17 protein-coding genes and 1 pseudogene are annotated in these 21,894 nt (G+C 37.5%); 8 read left to right on the top strand and 10 right to left on the bottom strand.

The window, feature by feature from the left end:
- Nucleotides 1-11 precede the first annotated feature (11 nt).
- Both E4T88_RS02420 and E4T88_RS02415 read right to left on the bottom strand, forming a co-directional pair.
- Nucleotides 12-440, bottom strand: a complete 429-nt coding sequence (locus E4T88_RS02420) for a PG0215 family putative anti-sigma factor (protein ID WP_135103880.1) — start codon at nucleotides 438-440, stop codon at nucleotides 12-14.
- A 1-nt stretch (nucleotide 441) separates the two neighbouring features.
- A complete protein-coding gene (locus E4T88_RS02415; protein ID WP_135103879.1) occupies nucleotides 442-948 on the bottom strand; it encodes a GFO_1088 family ECF-type sigma factor in 507 nt (168 codons plus the stop codon).
- Nucleotides 949-1,323: 375 nt separating this feature from the next.
- Between E4T88_RS02415 and E4T88_RS02410 the strand changes: the two genes are divergently transcribed.
- The 8 genes and pseudogenes from E4T88_RS02410 (at nucleotide 1,324) to E4T88_RS02375 (ending at nucleotide 8,279) form a co-directional block, all read left to right on the top strand.
- Nucleotides 1,324-1,944 carry a TetR/AcrR family transcriptional regulator gene (locus E4T88_RS02410; RefSeq protein ID WP_135103878.1) on the top strand — a complete coding sequence of 207 codons (621 nt, stop codon included), beginning with the start codon at nucleotides 1,324-1,326 and terminating at the stop codon, nucleotides 1,942-1,944.
- A gap of 10 nt (nucleotides 1,945-1,954) precedes the next feature.
- Nucleotides 1,955-3,220, top strand: a complete 1,266-nt coding sequence (locus E4T88_RS02405) for a TolC family protein (RefSeq protein WP_228093678.1) — start codon at nucleotides 1,955-1,957, stop codon at nucleotides 3,218-3,220.
- 57 nt (nucleotides 3,221-3,277) lie between these two features.
- The gene (locus tag E4T88_RS02400; protein ID WP_135103876.1) at nucleotides 3,278-4,177 is read left to right on the top strand and encodes an HlyD family secretion protein; all 900 of its coding nucleotides are present in this window, start codon (nucleotides 3,278-3,280) and stop codon (nucleotides 4,175-4,177) included.
- Between the two features lie 11 nt (nucleotides 4,178-4,188).
- The gene (locus tag E4T88_RS02395) at nucleotides 4,189-4,392 is read left to right on the top strand and encodes a winged helix-turn-helix domain-containing protein (RefSeq protein WP_006842497.1); all 204 of its coding nucleotides are present in this window, start codon (nucleotides 4,189-4,191) and stop codon (nucleotides 4,390-4,392) included.
- Between the two features lie 3 nt (nucleotides 4,393-4,395).
- Nucleotides 4,396-5,310 (top strand): ABC transporter ATP-binding protein, encoded by a 915-nt coding sequence (locus E4T88_RS02390; RefSeq protein ID WP_135103875.1) that lies wholly within the window; start codon nucleotides 4,396-4,398, stop codon nucleotides 5,308-5,310.
- An 8-nt stretch (nucleotides 5,311-5,318) separates the two neighbouring features.
- Nucleotides 5,319-6,050: pseudogene (locus tag E4T88_RS02385) on the top strand (ABC transporter ATP-binding protein); the annotation flags it as partial.
- 4 nt (nucleotides 6,051-6,054) lie between these two features.
- Nucleotides 6,055-7,161 carry an ABC transporter permease gene (locus tag E4T88_RS02380; RefSeq protein WP_167755429.1) on the top strand — a complete coding sequence of 369 codons (1,107 nt, stop codon included), beginning with the start codon at nucleotides 6,055-6,057 and terminating at the stop codon, nucleotides 7,159-7,161.
- 5 nt (nucleotides 7,162-7,166) lie between these two features.
- Complete coding sequence (locus E4T88_RS02375) at nucleotides 7,167-8,279, top strand: ABC transporter permease (RefSeq protein WP_135103872.1); 1,113 nt, start codon at nucleotides 7,167-7,169, stop codon at nucleotides 8,277-8,279.
- Between the two features lie 74 nt (nucleotides 8,280-8,353).
- Here E4T88_RS02375 and xylE read toward each other — a convergent pair whose 3' ends face one another.
- From xylE to E4T88_RS02335, 8 genes are all read right to left on the bottom strand, one after another.
- Nucleotides 8,354-9,910, bottom strand: a complete 1,557-nt coding sequence (gene xylE, locus E4T88_RS02370) for a D-xylose transporter XylE (protein WP_135103871.1) — start codon at nucleotides 9,908-9,910, stop codon at nucleotides 8,354-8,356.
- A 172-nt stretch (nucleotides 9,911-10,082) separates the two neighbouring features.
- On the bottom strand, nucleotides 10,083-11,411 hold the full coding sequence (gene xylA / locus E4T88_RS02365) for a xylose isomerase (protein WP_135103870.1): 1,329 nt from the start codon (nucleotides 11,409-11,411) through the stop codon (nucleotides 10,083-10,085).
- A gap of 33 nt (nucleotides 11,412-11,444) precedes the next feature.
- Nucleotides 11,445-12,926: a xylulokinase gene (locus E4T88_RS02360; RefSeq protein WP_135103869.1), complete on the bottom strand. Its 1,482-nt coding sequence runs from the start codon at nucleotides 12,924-12,926 to the stop codon at nucleotides 11,445-11,447.
- Between the two features lie 33 nt (nucleotides 12,927-12,959).
- Nucleotides 12,960-13,676, bottom strand: coding sequence for an NUDIX hydrolase (locus E4T88_RS02355; protein ID WP_135103868.1), 717 nt, complete (start codon nucleotides 13,674-13,676; stop codon nucleotides 12,960-12,962).
- Nucleotides 13,677-13,946: 270 nt separating this feature from the next.
- A complete protein-coding gene (locus E4T88_RS02350; RefSeq protein WP_135103867.1) occupies nucleotides 13,947-16,445 on the bottom strand; it encodes a glycoside hydrolase family 2 TIM barrel-domain containing protein in 2,499 nt (832 codons plus the stop codon).
- A 123-nt stretch (nucleotides 16,446-16,568) separates the two neighbouring features.
- Nucleotides 16,569-18,269, bottom strand: coding sequence for a cellulase family glycosylhydrolase (locus E4T88_RS02345; RefSeq protein WP_135103866.1), 1,701 nt, complete (start codon nucleotides 18,267-18,269; stop codon nucleotides 16,569-16,571).
- Nucleotides 18,270-18,378: 109 nt separating this feature from the next.
- Nucleotides 18,379-20,253 (bottom strand): hypothetical protein, encoded by a 1,875-nt coding sequence (locus E4T88_RS02340; protein WP_228093671.1) that lies wholly within the window; start codon nucleotides 20,251-20,253, stop codon nucleotides 18,379-18,381.
- A gap of 19 nt (nucleotides 20,254-20,272) precedes the next feature.
- The gene (locus tag E4T88_RS02335) at nucleotides 20,273-21,889 is read right to left on the bottom strand and encodes a RagB/SusD family nutrient uptake outer membrane protein (protein WP_135103865.1); all 1,617 of its coding nucleotides are present in this window, start codon (nucleotides 21,887-21,889) and stop codon (nucleotides 20,273-20,275) included.
- Nucleotides 21,890-21,894 lie beyond the last annotated feature (5 nt).

Below are 21,894 nucleotides of genomic sequence, written 5' to 3'. Positions count from 1 at the left end.
AATTTTCTAATTTATTCAGTAAAAGAATCCAAAATCCCGATTTGGCTACTCACTACATCATTATCGACTTCTGATACAACGCGAATAGAATTGAGTGCAGCAACACTAACCTCTGCCTGATCCGTAACTTTCTTTCCATCAACATATACAAATGTTCCGCCCATATCATTACCAACCGATACTGAATTGAATGATCTGATGCCGATTATAAATAATATACTTGCGGCAACACTTATCCATACATAAAAAGGTATTTTCTTCTTTTTCTTTTCTACGGCAACCACTTTTCTTTCTTCTGAAAAATAATTGAACATAGGTGCATATACCTTATGCCGATCTTCGATCTCGGACTGACGAAAATAATTTCGTAAGATACTTTCCTCTTCCAGGGTAGTTTGCCCCTCAAAGTATTTTTCTAAAAGCAAATCTATATCACTCATCCTATTTTCGCATTACATTATTCATACTCAAAAATTTGTCTCTAACAGCCTTACGTGCCCTCGAAAGGTTTACCCTTACTGTACTTTCCTCAGAGCCTATAATTGCTGCGATTTCGCCCAATTCATATCCATCTACATCTCGCAATGTTATAATATGGCGTTGAGTTTCGGGCAAAGAATCGATAATATTCCTGATGATCAACACACTGTCTTGTTGTTCAGTAAATGTATATGGAGTTATCGAATTTCCGGCAATGGATATACCATCGAGCGAAATATTATGCCTCTCCGCCCTCAACTTATCAATACATATATTTTTCAACGTCTGCATTGCAAATCCACCAACATTAGGATGATTGCCCAACTGAGATCGCTGATTCCATAACCTCAAAAAGGTTTCCTGAACAGCATCCTCAGCATCTACCTCATTAGCCAGCATATTCTTTGCAACATTCTGCAGCTTGTTGCGTAGAGGTACAACATCCGATTTGAACTTTTCTAACTCCATGTATCTAGATAACGAACCACACTGAAATTTGTAACATAAAAAGTAACATTTTAATTATATCACCAAAAACGTCTCAATTATCATCTTGCCGAAAAACCAACATAAAAAACTTATATACAACAACGTACAACTAATTTAAAAATAAAAAGGTGACAAAAGTGACACTTATTTCACTCTTTTTACTTGTCACTTTTCTGTTACTTTTTTATAAGCTACTTACTTATATAAGACAAATTTATTTATAAAAACATTACAACAGACAAATTAAAAGAATTTGATTATAGTATTTAAAAATAATATTTAATCATTTGATTAAATCAATATTTTAATTTATGTTTGTAGCTCGATTAAGAAGTAAACAGAATACATCACAAAATGGAAAAAGATATTTCGACAGAAGAAAAAATAAAAAATGCAGCCCGAAAAGTATTTCATGAAAAAGGATATGGGCAAGCCCGAACTCGCGACATAGCAGAAGAAGCGGGAATAAACCTTGCCTTGCTCAATTATTATTTCAGGAGTAAGGAAAAGCTTTTTGATATAATTATGAAAGAAAGCTTACAAGAAATGTTTGGACTAATAGTAAATCTTGTAAACGCAGAAGATATTAATCTTTCAGATAAGATAGACATGATTGTCGCACGCTATATAGACTCTATCTCAAAGAATCCGAATTTACCCCTATTTGTACTAAGTGAAATACAAGCCAATCCTCACAAAATAATAGAAAATGTGGGGCTTAAAGGAAAATCTATCGCAAATAATTTCCTATTTAAACAGATACAAGAACAAATAGACAAAAAAGAGATAAAAGGAGTAACCCCGCTTCAGATTTTTATAAATATAGTATCCATGTCTATTTTCCCTATCGTAGGAAAGCCTTTATTAATGAACCTGCATGCTCCTTTCGGAGAAAAAGAGTATGAAATATTTATAGAAGAACGAAAAGCATTAATTCCACAATGGATAAAAATGATACTTCAAATAGATGAATAATAGAATCAATATGAAAAAATCATTAATCATCATCATATATTCGCTTTTCTTTTCTGCTATGGCTTTTGCTCAAAGCACACTTACCATAGAGCAATGTCAGCAAATGGCAAAAGAAAATTATCCGCTTATAAAACGGTACGGGTTGATTGAGCGGTCGAAAGAGTATAATCTCTCAAATGCCGGAAAAGGCTATTTACCTCAATTCTCATTATCGGCTAAAGCCTCTTATCAATCGGAAGTGACAAAAATTCCTATTGATATTCAGGGCATAGATATCAAAGGGCTGAGCAAAGATCAGTATTCTGCTACAATAGATGTTACCCAAACGATATGGGACGGAGGTGTAATAAGCAGCAAAAAAGATATCACAAAAGCATCATCCTATGCTGAGCAAAAACAGCTGGACGTTGATATGTATAAGATAGTCTATCAGGTAAACCAAATGTATTTTGGCATCTTGCTCCTCGATGCAAGATTGAAGCAGAACGCTCTTTTGCAAGAAGAGTTGCAACGAAATTTTGACCTGATATCAAGCTATATAACCAATGGAATAGCGAATCAATCAGACTTGGATGCGATAAAAGTGGAGCAACTGAAAACTGTACAAAATAAGGCGCAGATCGTTTCCAATAAAAAAGCATACTTGGACATGCTAGGTATTCTTATCGGGCAAAAGCTAAACGAAAACATCATCTTGCCAAAACCGAATGCGGACAATTTGACCATATCATCACAAGTAAAACGACCTGAGCTGGAGTTGTTCGACGCGCAATTAGTAAATCTAGAAACGCAGAAGAAAGTAATAAAAGCCGGTTACATGCCCAAATTGGTACTATTTCTCACAGGTGGGTATGGAAAACCTGCACTGAATATGCTCAATAATGATTTCTCGGCATATTACATCGGAGGAATACGCTTGTCTTGGAATTTTGGAAGCTTGTACACACAAAAAAACGACAGAAAGTTAATAGAAACCAATCAGGATAATATTGCAACTTCACGAGAAACATTTCTTTTCAATACAAGTTTGGAAACCTCTCAAGAACAAAACGAAATAAACAAGAATAAAGACTTGCTAAAATATGATGACGATATAGTTATCCTTCGCAACAATGTAAAGCGAGCAACTGAAGCAAAGGTTGCAAACGGAACATCAACCGTCATTGACCTCATGCGTGATGTAAATGCAGAAGATCTTGCAAAGCAAGACAGAATACAACATGAGATAGAATTGCTCCAAGCTATTTACAACTTAAAATATACAACAAACAATTGAACAAGAAGTAAGAAACAACGATATACTTTTCTCTCTACATCAAATGAAAAATAATATATGAAAACAACAAAAAATATAGTTTATGCAAGCATCATACTCTTGCTTACAGCTTGTGGAAAAGGAAATGGAGACTATGATGCATCCGGCGTTTTTGAGACTACTGAGGTAATTGTATCAGCCGAAGCAAACGGAAAGATTATGCAGCTCAATTTCATTGAAGGGCAACAAGTAGAACAAGGAAAGCCTCTCGGGTATATAGACACCGTACAATTATATCTAAAAAAGATGCAATTACTGACTAATACTAGTGCAGTAAAGAGCGGGCGTGTAGATATACCAAGACAGATAGCAGCTATAAAGCAACAAATTGCAACCCAGAAAAACGAGCAGAAACGATTCGAGAACTTGGTAAAGGCAAACGCTGCAAACCAAAAACAATTAGATGATATAAATGCACAGATACTTGTTCTTGAAAGGCAGTTAACTGCACAAACGGAATTATTAGAAAATTCGAACAAAAACATATCGGAACAAAGCTCGGGACTGGAAGTGCAGATAGCTCAAATAAATGATCAGATACAGAAATCTATTATCTGTAGCCCTATCAATGGGACTATCCTGTCTAAATATGCAGAACAAGGAGAACTTGCAACACAGGGAAGAGCTTTATTTAAAGTAGCAGACATCGAACACATGTTCCTTCGGGCATACATTACAGCAAGCCAATTGACACAAGTGAAAATAGGACAAGCCGTAAAAGTATATGCAGACTTTGGAGAGAAAGAAATGAAAGAATATTCAGGGACTATAACCTGGATATCGGACAATTCAGAGTTTACGCCTAAAACAATACAGACTCGTGACGAACGAGCCAACTTGGTATATGCCGTAAAAGTAGCTGTAAAGAACGATGGATACCTAAAGTATGGAATGTACGGAGAATTAAAATTGAATTAAAACACAAAGCTATGTTGAAAGAGCTGATAAATAGTGACACCAAACTTATTTGTGATACGCTTGCCGAAAAAGGGATGCTTACGATACATGATCTCGAGGTAATAACAGGCTATAGAGAAATGTATATTTATTTGGCTCTTGGATGGTTATCTAAAGAAAATAAGATTAACTATGTGGAGAAAGATGATGACTTGTACATTGAATTGAATGCATAAAATATGAAAGCTGTTTCAGTTCAAAATATAAAAAAAAGCTATAAATCTGTACAGGCTCTCAACGACATAAGCTTCGATGTAGAGCAAGGAGAGATATATGGCATTATAGGACCCGATGGTGCCGGCAAAACAAGCCTTTTCAGGATACTTACTACCTTGCTGCTTGCAGATAGTGGCAATGCCAGGGTAGATGGTTTGGACATTGTGAAAGACTATAAAGAAATACGGAACAGAATAGGCTATATGCCGGGAAGATTCTCGCTCTACCAGGATTTAAGCGTGGAAGAGAATTTAGAGTTTTTTGCTACGGTATTTAATACAACCATACAGGAAAATTATCACCTGATAAAAGATATATATCAACAAATAGAGCCTTTTAAAGATAGAAAAGCAGGAAAACTATCCGGCGGTATGAAACAAAAGCTGGCACTATGCTGTGCATTGATACATAAGCCTGCCGTGCTATTTCTGGACGAGCCTACTACAGGAGTAGACCCTGTGTCGCGAAAAGAATTTTGGGATATGCTTAAGAAGTTAAAGGAGCAAAATATTACCATACTTGTATCCACTCCATATATGGACGAGGCTAAGCTCTGTGATCGTATAGCTCTGATTCAAAACGGGTCTTTCCTCGATGTGGAAACACCACAGAATATAATAAACCGATATCCGGAAATATTATGGTCTGTAAAGTCTGATGATATGTATAAACTACTAAAAAACCTCAGAAGCCATAGTATGATAAAAACATGTTTTGCATTTGGGGAAGTACACCACATCACAGTAAATAAAGATTTTTCTATAAATAAACTGAATGAATATCTCGCAAACAGCGGACATACAGGCATTGACATACACGAGATAAAACCAAGCATAGAAGATTGTTACATGCTATTGGCTCAAAACGAAAAACAATGAACGAAACGGTTATACATACAGAAAAACTGACAAAGAAATTCGGAAATTTCACAGCTGTAGATAATATATCTTTTAGTGTAGAAAAAGGTGAAATATTTGGATTCTTAGGAGCTAATGGTGCAGGCAAAACCACAGCCATGCGTATGCTTTGCGGATTAAGCTATCCAAGTTCGGGGCAAGGCTTCGTTGCCGGATACGACATATCTAAGGAACAAGAAGCTGTAAAGAAGAGCATCGGCTATATGAGTCAAAAATTTTCCTTGTACGAAGACATGAAAGTATGGGAAAATATCAGGCTATTTGGAGGAATATACGGAATGAAAGAAAAAGCTATTGAAACTAAAACCGCCCAAACGCTCGACGAACTGGGCTTTGCCAAAGAACGGAATACATTGGTAAAGGAATTACCGTTGGGATGGAAACAAAAGCTTGCTTTCTCTGTGTCTATATTCCATGAACCCAAAATTGTATTTTTGGACGAACCCACAGGTGGAGTAGATCCCGCTACCCGCAGGCAATTTTGGGAACTGATATATCAGGCTGCCGACAGAGGAATTACCGTATTTGTTACAACCCACTATATGGACGAAGCGGAGTATTGCAATCGGATTTCAATTATGGTAGATGGCAAAATAGAAGCGTTGGATACGCCAAAGAATCTGCGCCACCGATTCAATGCAAAAAATATGGATGAAGTTTTCCAACAACTGGCACGAAAAGCAAAACGCTCTGATAATTGATATTATGAAACAATTTCTCTCTTTTGTAAAAAAAGAATTCTATCATATATTCCGCGATAAGCGCACTATGTTGATCTTGCTGGGAATGCCCATTGTGCAGATCATTATATTTGGCTTTGCTATAACCACAGAGCTCAAAAATACAGAGATTGCAGTATTCGACCTCTCGAAGGATATTTCAACACAGCGCATCATCGAACAGCTTGAAGCAAGCGAATACTTTACAGTCTCGCAAGTTTTGAACAGCCCCGATGATATTGAACAGGTTTTCAGGCAAGGAAAAGTAAATATGGTAGTTGTATTCGGAGAAAATTTCAACAACAACTTGTTACATACAGGAGAAGCTTCTATACAACTTATAGCCGATGCTACAGACCCCAATCAATCGCTTATGCAAACAGGGTATGCTACAAATATAATATCGTCATATCAACAAGAATTGATGCGTGAGTATAACGTTCCTTTCCGCATAATACCCGAAGTAAAAATGCTGTATAATCCTCAGTTAAAAGGCGCATACAATTTCGTACCGGGGGTTATGGGACTTATTCTCATGTTGATATGTGCCATGATGACATCTATAGCCATTGTACGCGAAAAAGAAATGGGCACAATGGAAGTATTGCTCGCTTCGCCGATAAAGCCTATTTATATCATTCTGGCTAAAGCAGTACCATATTTTACGCTATCGGTAGTGAATCTCACTTCAATATTGTTATTATCATATTTCGTCCTCAAAGTACCTGTAGCCGGAAGCTTGTTTTGGCTTGCTGCAATATCGTTCATATTTATTGCGGTAGCACTTTCGCTGGGGCTGTTTGTATCTACTATTGCAAATACGCAAGTAACAGCGATGCTGATTTCGGGAATGGGTTTTATGATGCCCGTCATGTTGTTATCAGGCATGATATATCCGATAGAAAGTATGCCTGAAGTACTACAATGGATATCAAATATTATTCCTGCTAAATGGTATATCGATGCCATAAAAAAACTAATGATACAGGGCGTAGGTGTTGATTTTATATTGAAAGATATGGCTATTCTCGTATCTATGTTCATATTACTGATTACAATAAGTTTGAAAAAGTTTAAAGTTAGATTAGGCTGATTATCATGATAAAATTTTTGATCGAAAAAGAGTTTAAACAGATTATGCGGAACTCATTTCTTCCGAGATTAATCATAGGCATGCCAATTATGATGATGCTCATTATGCCTTGGGCTGCCAATCAGGAGATAAAAAACATTAAGCTAAGTATTGTTGATAATGATCATAGCACTTATTCCGAAAGATTAGTCCGCAAGGCGACCTCATCCGGATATTTTCATCTTACGGATGTCTCTTTATCGGGTGATAAAGCTTTGCATAGTATCGAGTCGGGTAAAGCAGATGTTATACTCGAAATACAACCCGATTTTGAGAAAAACCTCGTGAAAACAGGAGTGGCTAATGTTATGATATCAGCAAACACGGTCAATGGAGTGAAAGGCTCACTAAGCTCTTCATATATGGGTGCTATACTATCCGATTTTTCATCGGATATCAGAGAAGAATGGTCTCCCAAAAGAGAGGGTGCAGCATTACCCCTTATCAACGTCGTCCCTCAGTACAAATTCAATCCTAATTTGGATTATAAAGTATTTATGGTTCCGGCATTGATGGTAATACTACTTACACTGCTAACCGGCTTCCTGCCGGCACTGAACATTGTAAGCGAAAAGGAAATGGGTACAATAGAGCAGATGAACGTAACTCCCGTAAATAAATTTACATTCATTTTAGCAAAGCTTATTCCGTACTGGGTTATCGGATTCACGGTGCTTACTATCTGTTTTGGGTTCGCAGCATTTGTCTATAATATATTACCCGTTGGCAGTCTGTTGACAATCTATCTTTTTTCGGGAATTTATATTCTGGTGGTATCCGGATTCGGACTGGTTATCTCCAACTATTCAAATACCATGCAGCAAGCTATGTTCGTGATGTTCTTCTTTATAATGATTCTGATATTGATGAGTGGTCTGTTTACTCCAATAAGCAGTATGCCCGAATGGGCTAAGATTGTTACGATCTTCAATCCTTTGAAGTATTTCATACAAGTGATGCGAATGGTTTATCTCAAGGGTAGTGTATTTATGGACTTAACCACACAGATGTTTGCATTACTGGGATTTGTAGTTTTTTTCAATACTTGGGCTATTATCAGTTATAAAAAGACAAACTAAAAAAGTAGTAGGAGGCTTATTATCTCAACAAACCTCCTACTTTATCAACCTATTTTAACATTCAAAATGTTATTCTATTTTTTCCATAATTTTTCCATATCTTCTAACGTCTTACCTTTTGTTTCAGGTAAACGTTTCCATACAAATAATGCAGCAATAACGGCAAGTGAGCCATATACCCAGTATGCAAATCCGTGATTGAACATAGTTACTAATGTATCGTTCTTGTCCATGATAGGGAATGTCCAAGAGATTAAGAAGTTTGATACCCATTGTGCAGCTACAGCAATAGACATCACACTCGAACGTACCGAGTTAGGGAATATCTCTGCGAGCATAACCCAACAAACAGGTCCCCATGACATAGCAAAACCGGCTGTATATGTAAGCATAAACACAAGTTTCAATGTACCGGGTAATCCTTGAGAAAAAGATGTTCCCAAGCCAAGCATAGATACTGCCATCACTAAAGCTCCTGTAATCAACAACGGCTTACGTCCGAATTTATCAACAGTCATAATAGCCAATACTGTAAACGACAGATTGATAATACCTACTATGATAGTTTGTAACAGAGCCGAGTCTGTACCCGATCCCATACTCTTAAATATTTCGGGAGCGTAATATAACACAACATTGATACCCACAAATTGCTGAAATGCAGATAACAATACACCTGTCATTATTATCAGGAATCCGTAAGATTTAACAGGAACATACAATGCTATTACAAAGCTGGCTATCATAGAGATTTCCAATGCACTTGAAACTCCGACCAACGATAGCGAAATAAGACCCACAACAAATAAGATGAGCCATGTCATCATAAAACGATAATATGGTTTTAAAGATGCTGTTTCTTCATTATCAAAACTTTGTCTTATCTCTACCATTTCCTGCTTAGCCATTGCGCTACCTACAAGCTTGGTAAGAATACCCTCTGCCTTTGCGGTGTGACCTTTCATCACAAGCCATCTTGGTGTTTCGGGTGCAATAAACAATAATAGGAAGAATATGACTGATGGAATAGCTAGCGAAGCAAACATCCATCTCCATCCTGTTGTATGAAGCCACTCTGTATCTCCTTGTTTTGCTATAAAATAATTTACAAAATATACTACCAGCATACCAAATATAATGGCAAACTGATTGAGTCCTACAAGGCTACCTCTCTTGCTGGGAGGTGCTATTTCTGCGATGTACATAGGAGAGACCATCGAAGCTATACCAACTCCTACACCACCGATTATACGATAAAAAACAAAATGATATACAAAAGAGTGATCTCCTGCACTAGGCATCTGGAAACCTATTTCGGGCCATGCAGACCCTATTGCTGCTAATAGAAATAAAATAGCCGCAGCAAACAATGCTTTTTTACGTCCAAAAGTCTGACTTACCCAACCTGCCATAGCCGCACCAAAGATACAGCCAATCAGAGCACTACTTATCACGAAGCCTTCCATTGCATTGGCCTCGTTCAATGATAATCCCATCGGCTCTATAAAAAAGTGACGGAGCGACTCTACCGTACCTGAGATAACTGCCGTGTCGTAACCGAACAGCAATCCACCCAGTGTGGCAATCAGTGTCAGTTTTAGCGTATATGATTTACTCGCTTCATTTTTCATTGGTCAATAATTATTTAAGGAACAAAGGGATTGTTTTAAAAGCAATTTATATTTTCTAGTTGTCATATCGAACGAAGTGAATTGAAAAATCTTCGTTACACTCAGAATGACAAAAGTGAGGAACTTTTGATAAGAATGCTATTACTTTTAAAAACAATCCCTAGTTATATGTTTAGATATACATATTTACAATAGCCTCATAAAGCTCTTGCTTACCGCTTATTTGCTTAGGTTCGCCAACTTTATGTGCAATTGTGCGTAGATCTTCAAGAGTTAACTTGCCATCTTCAAAAGCTTTACCTTCTCCACCATCGAATGAAGCATAACGCTCTTTACGTAATTTGTTGTAATCTGAGCTTTGAAGAATATCAGCAGCAACCAATAAGCCACGAGCAAACACATCCATACCTGAGATATGAGCAATAAACAAATCGTCCATATCTGTAGAATTACGACGTATTTTAGCATCGAAGTTCACACCACCATTTCCTAATCCGCCATAAGGTAACAATACCAACCATGCATGAGCAAAATCATAGATATCGAGAGGGAACTGGTCTGTATCCCAACCATTCTGATAATCTCCGCGGTTAGCATCGATACTACCCAATAGACCCGCATCAGCAGCAGCCTGCAATTCGTGTTCGAATGTGTGACCTGCAAGAGTAGCGTGGTTAACCTCAATATTCACTTTGAAATCTTTGTCTAAACCATAGTGACGAAGGAAGCCGATAACAGTTTCTGTATCGAAGTCATATTGATGTTTAGTAGGTTCCATTGGTTTAGGTTCGATAAGGAATGTACCTTTGAATCCTTGTTTGCGAGCATAGTCACGAGCCATTGTCAACATTTGAGCCAAGTGATCTTTTTCACGTTTCATGTCGGTATTCAACAAGCTCATATAACCTTCACGACCTCCCCAGAACACATAGTTAGATCCACCAAGAGCGATAGTAGCATCAATAGCATTCTTTATTTGAGTTCCCGCACTTGCAACTACATTAAAATCAGGGTTTGTTGCAGCACCATTCATATAACGTTCGTGGCTGAAAACATTTGCGGTACCCCAAAGAAGTTTTACTCCCGAAGCTGCTTGTTTTTCTTTTGCATAGTCTACTATTGTGTGCAAGTTCTTTTCATATTCTGTCCAAGAATTACCTGCATCTACCAAGTCTACATCATGGAAGCAATAATAGTTGATTCCCATTTTGGTCATGAATTCGAAAGCTGCATCCATTTTATATTTTGCACGGCTGATAGCATCGTCTCCGATATTCCATGGGTGATGAATAGTTGCTCCACCAAATGGATCGCCACCATTAGCACATAGTGTATGCCAATATGCCATTGCAAAACGAGTCCAATCTTTCATTGTCTTTCCCATTACCACTTTGTTTTCGTCATAAAAACGGAATGCTAACGGATTTTTACTTTCTTTTCCTTCAAATTTGATTTTTCCAATACCCGGAAAAAATTCTTTTGTTCCTTTTAAAATTTCCATGATTATAGTTTTTATTTTAAATGATTAATAATTTTATTTTTTAGTTACAAGATTACGCCATTGTTGATATGCCTCTCTATATTGATCTCTCTTATCTTTCTCAGGTTCTATGACTGCTAATTTTTCGAGAGAAGCAAAAGCTTCCTGAGGTGTGGCATAAAGCCCTATACCAATACCAGCTCCTTTAGCTGCTCCGGCAGCACCATCTGTATTATACAACTCGATAGTCACATCACTTACACTGGCTAACGTTTGCGAAAAAATCGGGCTTAGAAACATGTTCGCATATCCGGCTTTCACTGTAGAAATATTCATACCCATCTCGCGCATAATTTCCATACCATATTCGTAAGAGAACACAATACCTTCTTGTGCTGCACGAAGAATATCCTTCTTGTCATGGATGTTAAAATTGATTCCATGTATCGAGCAATTAACATCTTTATTTTCCAATACACGCTCAGCTCCATTTCCAAAAGGAATAATACTAATACCTTTCGCTCCAATAGGAGATTGAGCAGCCAGAGCGTTCATATCGCTGTACGATAAGCCTTCAAGAGCCAAATTTCGTTTCAGCCATGAGTTAAGAATACCTGTTCCGTTGATACAAAGCAGCACTCCAAGTCTGATTTGCTCGGGCGTATAATTAACATGCGCAAAAGTATTTACACGCGATAGTTTATCATAGTTCAGCTGATCCAACACTCCATATACAACACCCGATGTTCCAGCGGTAGAAGCTATTTCTCCCGGCTCAAACACATTGAGAGAAAGAGCATTGTTAGGCTGATCGCCTGCCCGATAAGAAACCGGGATACCTTCTTTTAATCCAAGTTCTTTGGCTGCTGAAGATGAAACATAGCCTTGTATACCAAAAATAGGTTTTATCTCAGGGAAAAAGCTATTCGGTATTCCATAGTGATTCAGTACATCTTCGGATAATGTATTTGTCTTAAAATCCCAGAAGATGCCTTCTGACATTCCCTCGATAGTAACAACGATATCATTTGTTAATTTCATCCCGATATAATCACCGGGTAGCATCAGTTTATCTATTTTTTCATAGATATGAGGTTCATTTTCTTTTACCCACGCTAGTTTAGATGCAGTAAAATTACCCGGAGAGTTGAGCAAATGACTCAGACATTTTTCCTCACCGATGGCTTTAAATGCCTTTTCGCCATAAGGTACAGCACGGCTGTCGCACCATATTATAGAGGGACGGAGTACATTTTTATCTTTATCTACGAGCACCAACCCATGCATTTGCCAGGTAATACCGATAGCTTGTATATCGTCTCCTTTGGCCCCCGACTTTTGCATCACAGATTGATGTGCTAGTTTCAGGTTTGCCCACCAGTCGGCAGGTTCTTGTTCTGCCCATCCCGATTTTACAGCTGTAATTTTCATTTCCTCTTTCGGAAAAAAGTCTGAAGCAACAATTTTACCTGTGCTGGCATTTACCAGACAAGCTTTTACCGAAGAGCTACCAATATCATATCCTAATAAATACATGATAGATGAGTGTTTTTATGTTTTTTAAATCGATTATATACTTGTTTTCAACTTATTATAAGCCTTTTTGTCAAATTTATAATAACGGGCTGCACGATGAGATACATCTTTTTGTTTCTCCTCCAAAGGAATAACATAACTCATAGCTGCTACCTTCTTATGGAAATTGCGTATATCAATTTTCTTATTATATATTGCTTCATACAGTTTATGCAACTGACTTATCGTAAACTTCTGAGGTAAGAGCTCAAAAACTATAACAGGATTGTATTCTATCCATCGGCAGATCTCTACGAGTGATTCTTTCACAATCTGATTATGGTCAAATGGCATTTGTGGTATTTTATCAATCGGACACCATTCTGTTTGCTTATATTTCGAAACATTATTCAATTTCCGATCCACCTTACAAAGAGATAAATACGCAACAGTAATCAGGCGATTGATATTTGGCTGATAAGCTGTGTCGAGCCACTTTCTATCATCCGGGTTATTGGATCTGCCCGGTGAAGCAAAACAACGAAATTGCTTTAACGACATCCTCTTTATCCCTGTAAGCTCAAATAAAACACGATTTGCAGCGTCATCAACATCTTCTTGGTCATATATAAGGCTTCCGGGAAGTTTCAGGTCTTTTTTCCTTCTTTTATCAGTATTACGCTGTACCAATAATATATTCAACTTGTCGTTCTCGAATCCGAACACAACGCAATCGACAGAGACATAAGTGTGAATGAAGTTTATTTTCATGGTAATCCGGCTATAAAACTTATTGTACTAAGTACAAATATATAACTTCATTTTAAAACACAGCAACAACACCACACTAATTTTTAGTTAAATATTTGTATTACAACCAATTACATATCATACACAATACAATAAGAATAAGGTAGATATTGTAATTTACACATTAATAAACACCTATTAATAAATACGTTACACGAAAATAAATTAACATATAAGCCCGAAAGCCTATATGTTAATTCCCACAATAAGATGTTTAAATAAAAAAGTATATTATTTGCTATTTATTTCTATAGAAGCTTGCTTCAAATTAGAAGAGGTCGCTTTTAATATTATCTTCCCTGCCTTTTTATGAGACTGCACAACAGCCAAAGCTTTTCCACTAAACAGTTTTCTTGAAGGCTTTTTCAAAGAATTCGGATCAGTAGGATCTCCATTATCAGTTCCGGCTATAAAACCATCTCCTTCTATCGTAAAGTTTATAAGATTATCAGCTACAGGAACAGGATTACCTTCTGCATCCAAAGCCTCAACCGTAATAAAAGATAAATCTTTCCCATCAGCTTTGATTGTCTGCCTATCTGCTGTAAGCTTTATGGAAATAGGATCACCTGTTGTTTTAACTTCCCTTGTCAGCACCTCTTTTCCATCTTTATAAGAAACAGCTTTCAGAGTACCTTTTTGGAAAGGAACACGCCAAAAGACATGATATACATCTTTTTCTTTGGCTTTCTTGCCTAGAGACAAACCGTTCAAAAACAATTCTACCTCATCAGCATTATTGAAATATGCCCATATATCTACAATTTGCCCCTCTTTCCAATTCCAATGCGGAAAGATGTGAAGAACATCCTTATTTGTCCATTCACTCTGATACATATAATATATGTCTTTAGGAAATCCAGCAAGGTCAATTACTCCGAAATAGGAACTGCGAGACGGCCACCAGAATGGAGTAGGCTCACCCAAATAGTCGAAACCAGTCCACAGATAGACACCCGAAATATGATCATAGTTTTTCACAAGTCTCCATGTATCTTCGTGAGTGCTCCCCCAAGGTACATGACAATTATCATATGATGAACAATGATGCACAGGACGTTCGAAAGGCTTATCCCATCTCTCGGGCCAAATGTTCATACTATCGGAAGGCATTTCGTAATATCCACGAGACATTAGACCTGATGTAGACTCTGTAATAATCAGCTTTTGATTCGGAAATTTCTCATGAAAATTCACCCAATTATTTTCATGATAATTGAAACCGATAATATCCATCGCACCCGATCGGAAGATATGATTAGATGGTTCTGTCTCATTATTTCCTGTTGTAATCGGTCGTGTAGGATCAAGCTTTTTGGCAATATCAGCCAACTTTATAGTCAAAAGGGAATTTACGTGAAGCTCTTTTGCGTCAATATCTTTTTTGTTTAATGTATTGGCAAAATTTAAGACCATGTTAGCCTGTTGCAAATCTAATGTATCGGCATTTATATGAGACCATTGTTCGAGAATTTCATTTCCTATACTCCACATGAAGATAGAAGGATGATTGCGATCACGAAGAATTAGATCGGTCAAATCCCGTTCGTGCCATTCGGGGAAATATTGAGAATAATCGTACGGTGATTTCTTTTTTCGCCACATATCGAAAGCTTCATCCATAACGATGAACCCCATTTTGTCGCACAAGTCAAGCAATTCTGGGGCAGGTGGATTATGAGAGGTACGGATACCATTACATCCCATCTCTTTCAGAATTTCGAGCTGACGTTCAATAGCCCTGGTATTAACAGCTGCTCCTAAGAATCCTAAATCGTGGTGATTACACACCCCTTTTATCTTTACAGATTCGCCATTCAGAAAGAATCCTTTATTCGGATCGAAAGAAAAATAGCGAATACCTAACGGAGTTTCATACTCATCTACAAGTTTCCCATTTTGCTCTATACGGGTTACTATTTTATAGAGATATGGATTGTCTATCGACCATAAGATTGGATTTGAGACTTTCAAACTTTGGTTCATAGAAATATTTTCTCCAACACCAACACTTTCTGAATTATTTATTCCAGCAATCTCTTTTCCATCTTTATCTATCAGGATAGAATATAGTTCAAATGTTTGACTAAGATCTGATGAATTTTTTATATTCGTTTCTATCTTAATCTCGGCATTATCTTTTGTTACTGTAGGTGTAGTTACATAAGTACCCCAAAGATCAACATGTAAAGCATTTGTAGTTACTAACATCACATTACGATAAATGCCCGATCCCGAATACCACCGTGAATTGGGCTGTTTCGAGTTGTCTACACGAACAGCAATAACATTCCTTTCTCCGACTTTAATATATGGAGTCAAGTCGTAACGAAACGAAATATATCCATTGGGACGCTCTCCCAAAAGATGTCCGTTTATCCACACTTTACTGTTCCAATAGATACCATCAAAATCGATATATACATTCTTTCCTTCATCGGATTTATCTACTACAAAGTCTTTACGATACCAACCTATACCACCCGGTAATGCTCCACCTCCGGGAGTAGCCGGATTCTTTAGTGAGAAATCTGCTTCTATACTCCAGTCGTGAGGAAGATCAAGAATTCGCCACTTTGCATCGTCATATTGAGCATTATATGCTATAGAATCATCTCCCAGATAGAATTTCCAACCTTCGGTAAAGTCTACATTTTCTCTTACTTTCTTTGACGAAGAACACGAAAAGAGAACTGTACAAATAAAAAGAAATAGATAATGTTTTTTCATGTCTGATATTATAATCCTTAAATTTAGAAATAAAGGTCGGAAGATACATATCCGACCTCTATCAATTTCAACCTTAAAAAACCCATAAAAACCAATAAAGATTTCACAATCTTTTTCTATACTTTATTTTCCTGCGCTAATAATAGCATTAATAGCATCTGTATGTACTTGCTCTCCGGTAGTTCTATTGAACAGACCAGATGCTTTATCACCCGTAGGACCATTATCCCAATAAACAGGAATCAGTCCATTCTGAACTGCCACTTTAGTTATATAATTCAGATAGTAATTACGAGCCTTTACATGCTTTGCATAATCGGCAGTACTCAACGATGCTCTTAATGTTGCAGCATATTCACCTAAGATTACAGGAATCCCCTTATCTACAAAACTTGTTTTAATTTTCCCAAATTGCGTATCAGCCCAATCTTCTTGTCCCCATGTGGAAACTCCGGCTCCTGAAAAATCTTTACCCCAGAGGAAAATTGTATTTTCTTCAGCTAGTGTAAAATCATAAGGGTCATAGTAATGAACTTCCGCCATGATACGATTGGCTGTAGGATCTGTAGGCATTTTCATATAGTTTACTGCATAGTCTATATTCGTATTGTATGACTGAACGATAAGGTTACGCCAAGTATTTTTTCCTCCGGTAGAACGCACTGCATTAATAAATGTCTGGTTGTATGACTGCTGCACTTCTATATTTTCTGCCGATGGTGTATTATAATTGGCATGAACTTCGTTTGTCCCTGCAAAAAGGAGGTGTTCGTCATAATCACGGAAATAAACAGCAATTTGTTCCCACAATGCCTTTTGCTTTTTATTTACTTCGACCTGTTTGTCGTAGGTTGGATTTTCTTCAAGCCAGCCACCATCCCAATGGATATTAATTATTGCATACATATTGTTATCAATACAATAGTCTACAACTTCTTTCACTCGAGCAAGTCTTGCATCCGATATTTTATATGTAGCCTGATCTTCGATATATGCATTCCACGCACATGGTATACGCACGGTATTAAATCCGGCTGCTTTTACTCCATCTATCAAAGCTTTAGACGCCTTTGGGTTGCCCCATGTTGTTTCTCCGGCAGTAGTTCCATCTGTAGCTTCGAGCGTATTGCCTAAATTCCACCCGAGTCCCATTTTTGCAGCAAGAGCCGGAGCGTCATTATTCATTCCTGTCTTATCAGCCGGAATATTCAGGCTTGTCGCTGCTTGAACAATTGTAACTGTTTCTGATAAATTACCGACTTTGAATACAATAGTACCTTCTCTTTCAAAAATATTCTTGTTAGGAGCAATAACAAAAACTTCGGAAACGTCCGAAACGGATTTTGTTGAGGATTTTGTAATCCAATCTCCATTTATTACTATTTCGTGAGAGCCTGATGTTTGTAGCTCGACAGTTATATTTTCTCCTTCTGATTTTACATCATATATATTCTTCTTTACAACAAGTAGATTTGTCAGAGCCTGTGTAACGGCTACTTCTTTTTTTATATTCCCGGCAGTTATTGTCAAGGTCGCATTACGAATATCTGTTGTGGTATTCGCCTGAGCTGACACAGTGAGTTTTATAGTCCCTGTTCCTTCTCCGGATGCAGGCAAAACAGTACACCAAGACTCAGAACTAGAAACAGTCCATTTTTGGTTTGTCTTTATATGTATGGTATTATCTCCACCATCTTTTGTGAAAGTCAGATTATCTGTTGAAACAATTAACTCCGGATCGGGTTTATCTTCGTCGCCGGAACAACTCCAGTTAGCTATACTCACACCTAGACATAACAATAATAAAATAATATACTTTTTCATACCTTTTTTATAATAGAAAATAAGCTATCAATAATGATCAGCCTAATTCCCTGTTTTAATAATAATAAGAATCTGGACAATATTTTTTATTATCCAGATCCTTAGATATTTATTTTATTGTTATTTTATCGACTTTAACAGTAACAGCACTTAAGTCGACAATATCGTTAGCCAAATCTTTCACATCAACAGTGAAAACCATCAGTCCATCAGATACTCCGGGAGCACACCATACAGTATACGTCCCATTTCCAGAAACATTCGTATCACCTGATCCCCCACCCCAGTATTGAGCAGACCAATCACCATCGGCAAAAGACAAAGCAGCTTTGTAACTTCCAATTGCTCCTGCTTTTAAGGTAACCCCACCAAGCGTGAAAGTAACAGAAATACTCTTATCAAAAATAAAATCCGAAGGCTTCACAGGAGGACTGGCTGCAGTACTTCCGTATGCATTATAAATTTCAATCCTTAGATTCCCGTTAGACTCAAGATCCCCATGAACTATCTTAGATTGATCAATAGTCATACTAGTACCCTCATCTTCTGATGCTGCTTTCATTAGTTCAAAATGATATACCATGTATTTAGCATCGGTATTGTCACGTCTACCTAACCATAAGCCTGATAATTCTCCTGATTCATCTTTTTCTGAACGAATAATTCTTAAAGCTTTATCCCCTGTTGTAGATAACATCTGTGACCCAGAAATAGCAAAACTTATGTCTGTATCAAAAATGATATTGTTATTAGCATCAGTCTTATATGTACCTTTTATTTCTTTAGCTGTGCCATCGGTAAGTATGTAGCTTCCGGTTTTCTCTCCTGTTTTTGTCATCGACAAAGAAATATTATCAATCATACTCTTATTGTATGGATAGCCTGCAACAGAATAGTCAGCCGAAGAACTCCAATTATTAAGGAATGTACCATCCAGACCAGTCCAGTTATATGGAGTATTAACAGACAACTTCCATTTCTTTGTAAATGTCGATGTTAAATCATCATTTGCATTTCCATTATACGGAGGTTCCGGATCTCCTGCAACCCAATTATCTTTATATTCCTTAGAAATATAGTTGAAACATGTGCCCGACGGAACAAGCATGATCTGCATAAAGTCTTCCGACAAATATAATATCCTGAATTCGGTAGCTGCCAATACTTCTCCATTTCTGCTAGTTACATTTACAGGATAAGCATCGGTAAAGGCAATAGTATGTTCATCTACATTAACCATATATGAACCATTGTAAGACCCTAAGCCATAAGCCTGTTGATCTACTTTAACATTTGCACCGCCAATCAGGTCGAATGTCATTGTTCCAAAGTCAGCTGCATCACACATCCATTTATTACCCGGCCAGTCTGCAAGCCAATACCATAAAGCATTACCATCGTCTCCGGCAAGAGGTGTGATAGCTTTTTTCCAATCCCATGCATCTGCATCAAGATAATTATCTCCTGAAGCTGTGTGAAGGGCATCCCAGTTATATGTACCTGTGAAGAAATACATCGGAGCTAAGAAATGACGACTAACACCTTCGGCATCAAGGTCTAGGTACCATGTTTTGGATTTACCTACTCCTCCCGAGATCATAGTCCACACATCGTCATTTACAAAGTCTGCATAAAAATCATCAACCGTAAAAGTAACAGGTTCTCCATATACAATTCCTCCGGGTGTTTCTACCCCGAATCTTACATTGTAAGTACCTGGGAAAGGCATTTTCAACGTCACTTTTTGTTTCTGGCTACGTCCCTGAGGATGATTCCATAGTGGAGTATAACCATTTCCCATCAAACTTGTCAGATAGATAATATTTGGGTTTGAAGCATCGTGTTCAATCTTGAAAGCTATACCTTCAACCAAATCTTCTGCTTTTACATTCTTACTTCCTAAACTATAATCATCAGGAGAGCAAGAAACAAACATCATCGCAAAAAGAGCGAATAATGTAAATATATTAATCAGTTTCTTCATAATTATTAGTTTTTGTTTGTTACCAACCTGCATTTTGAGTAAGAACATTCTTAGATAATGTAATCTGAGTATTCGGTATCTGCATGAAACCTCTTGTTTTCTTAATATTCTCAGCAGTGATTACAACTTCATCTTCTGCATTGCCACTCAATACTTTTTGTGACTGGGCGATAGTAGAAGCAGCAACATCAAGCCCCTGACGAAGTAAGTCCCAATAACGAAGGCCTTCGAATGCAAATTCGAAACGACGCTCTTCCAGAATGTTAGCCTGAGAGACTGTCTTAGTTGTAAGTCCTGCACGCTTACGCACTTGGTCATAATAATTTTGTGCATTATTTGACCCCAATTCGGCAGCCATTAATAGCACATCCGCATAGCGTATAATAATATAATCCTGATCTTGAGAAATCTGAAAGTCATTATCACCTCCGGTATCAGAAGTACCATCAGGCAAAGCTGTTGGCGTATATTTCTTATTTGAATATCCGGTATACTCGCGTTGGTCTTTCTTATCATACTTAGCTTCAATTCCTTCTTTAGCTATGTCAATTATTGATGCTGTCTTTCTTTGGTCGTTAGCAGCAAACGCATTCACTAATTTAGGATTTACAGTACACGCTCCCCAGCCCTTGCCATAAGGCGACCAGTTTGTATTACGCATTCCCAACATAACCAACCAACGGTTTCCATCTACCATACCGTTATAGTCGGATGTATTATTGAATTTTTCTGCAAAAATTACCTCTACATTTCCTGCTCCTGCATACCCCGATTTATCTAATTTATTATCGTCAGCATTCGGTATATAGCTTGCTGCAGGCCACATTTCTTTATATGTGGGCAATAGATCAAACTCTCCACTATCAACAATATCTTCCAATCCGGCTAATACCTCAGCCTTGGTTACACCCAAATCATCTTTAGCATAATAACCTGTATAGAATAAATATACACGAGCCAATAAAGCTTTTGCAGCAAAACTGGTTACACGACCGTCATTCTCACTAGCTTTAGCTTTAGGATAAGCATCGGCAGGAATATTAGCTGCAGCAAACTTCAAATCTTCAACGATCAGCTTGTATGTATCGGTAGGATCAGCCTGAGGTACATTATCGGTTGTTGGTGCAGTCAGAAGAGGAACACGCTCAAACAAACGAACAAGATCGAAATACAAAAGAGCTCTAATGAAGCGAGCTTCGCCTGCGATGCGGTTTACTGTTGCTGCCTGATCGCTCCAATCTGAAGCCTCCATCTTAGTCAATAACGTATTGCAACGAAAGATACCTGCATAATAGCTTATCCAAGTCTGGTTGAATATATTATTATCAGAAGGCGATTGTGTAATATCGAAGCGGTCTAAAGCCTGATAAGCACGTCCGTCAGTATTACCGGTTCCGCCAAAACAATTATCAGATAGAAGTTCTGAGGTAACATAATGCGCAACCCCTCCATCAGAAGTAGTACGCTGGTATCCGTCATAGCAACCGATCAATGCCATTTCCATATCTGCGACAGTCTTATAAAAACTGCCATCAGTCAGATTTGTTTTAGATTCTGTATCAAGATAACTATCAGAACAGGAGAATAGTCCCATACTTACAGCTACTGCTACTAATATATGTTTAAACTTATTCATAGTTT

The sequence above is a fragment of the Dysgonomonas mossii genome, from assembly GCF_004569505.1.
Lineage (GTDB): Bacteria > Bacteroidota > Bacteroidia > Bacteroidales > Dysgonomonadaceae > Dysgonomonas.
Note: the sequence above shows the minus strand (reverse complement) of the source record. Positions and strands in the feature narration are given on the sequence as shown.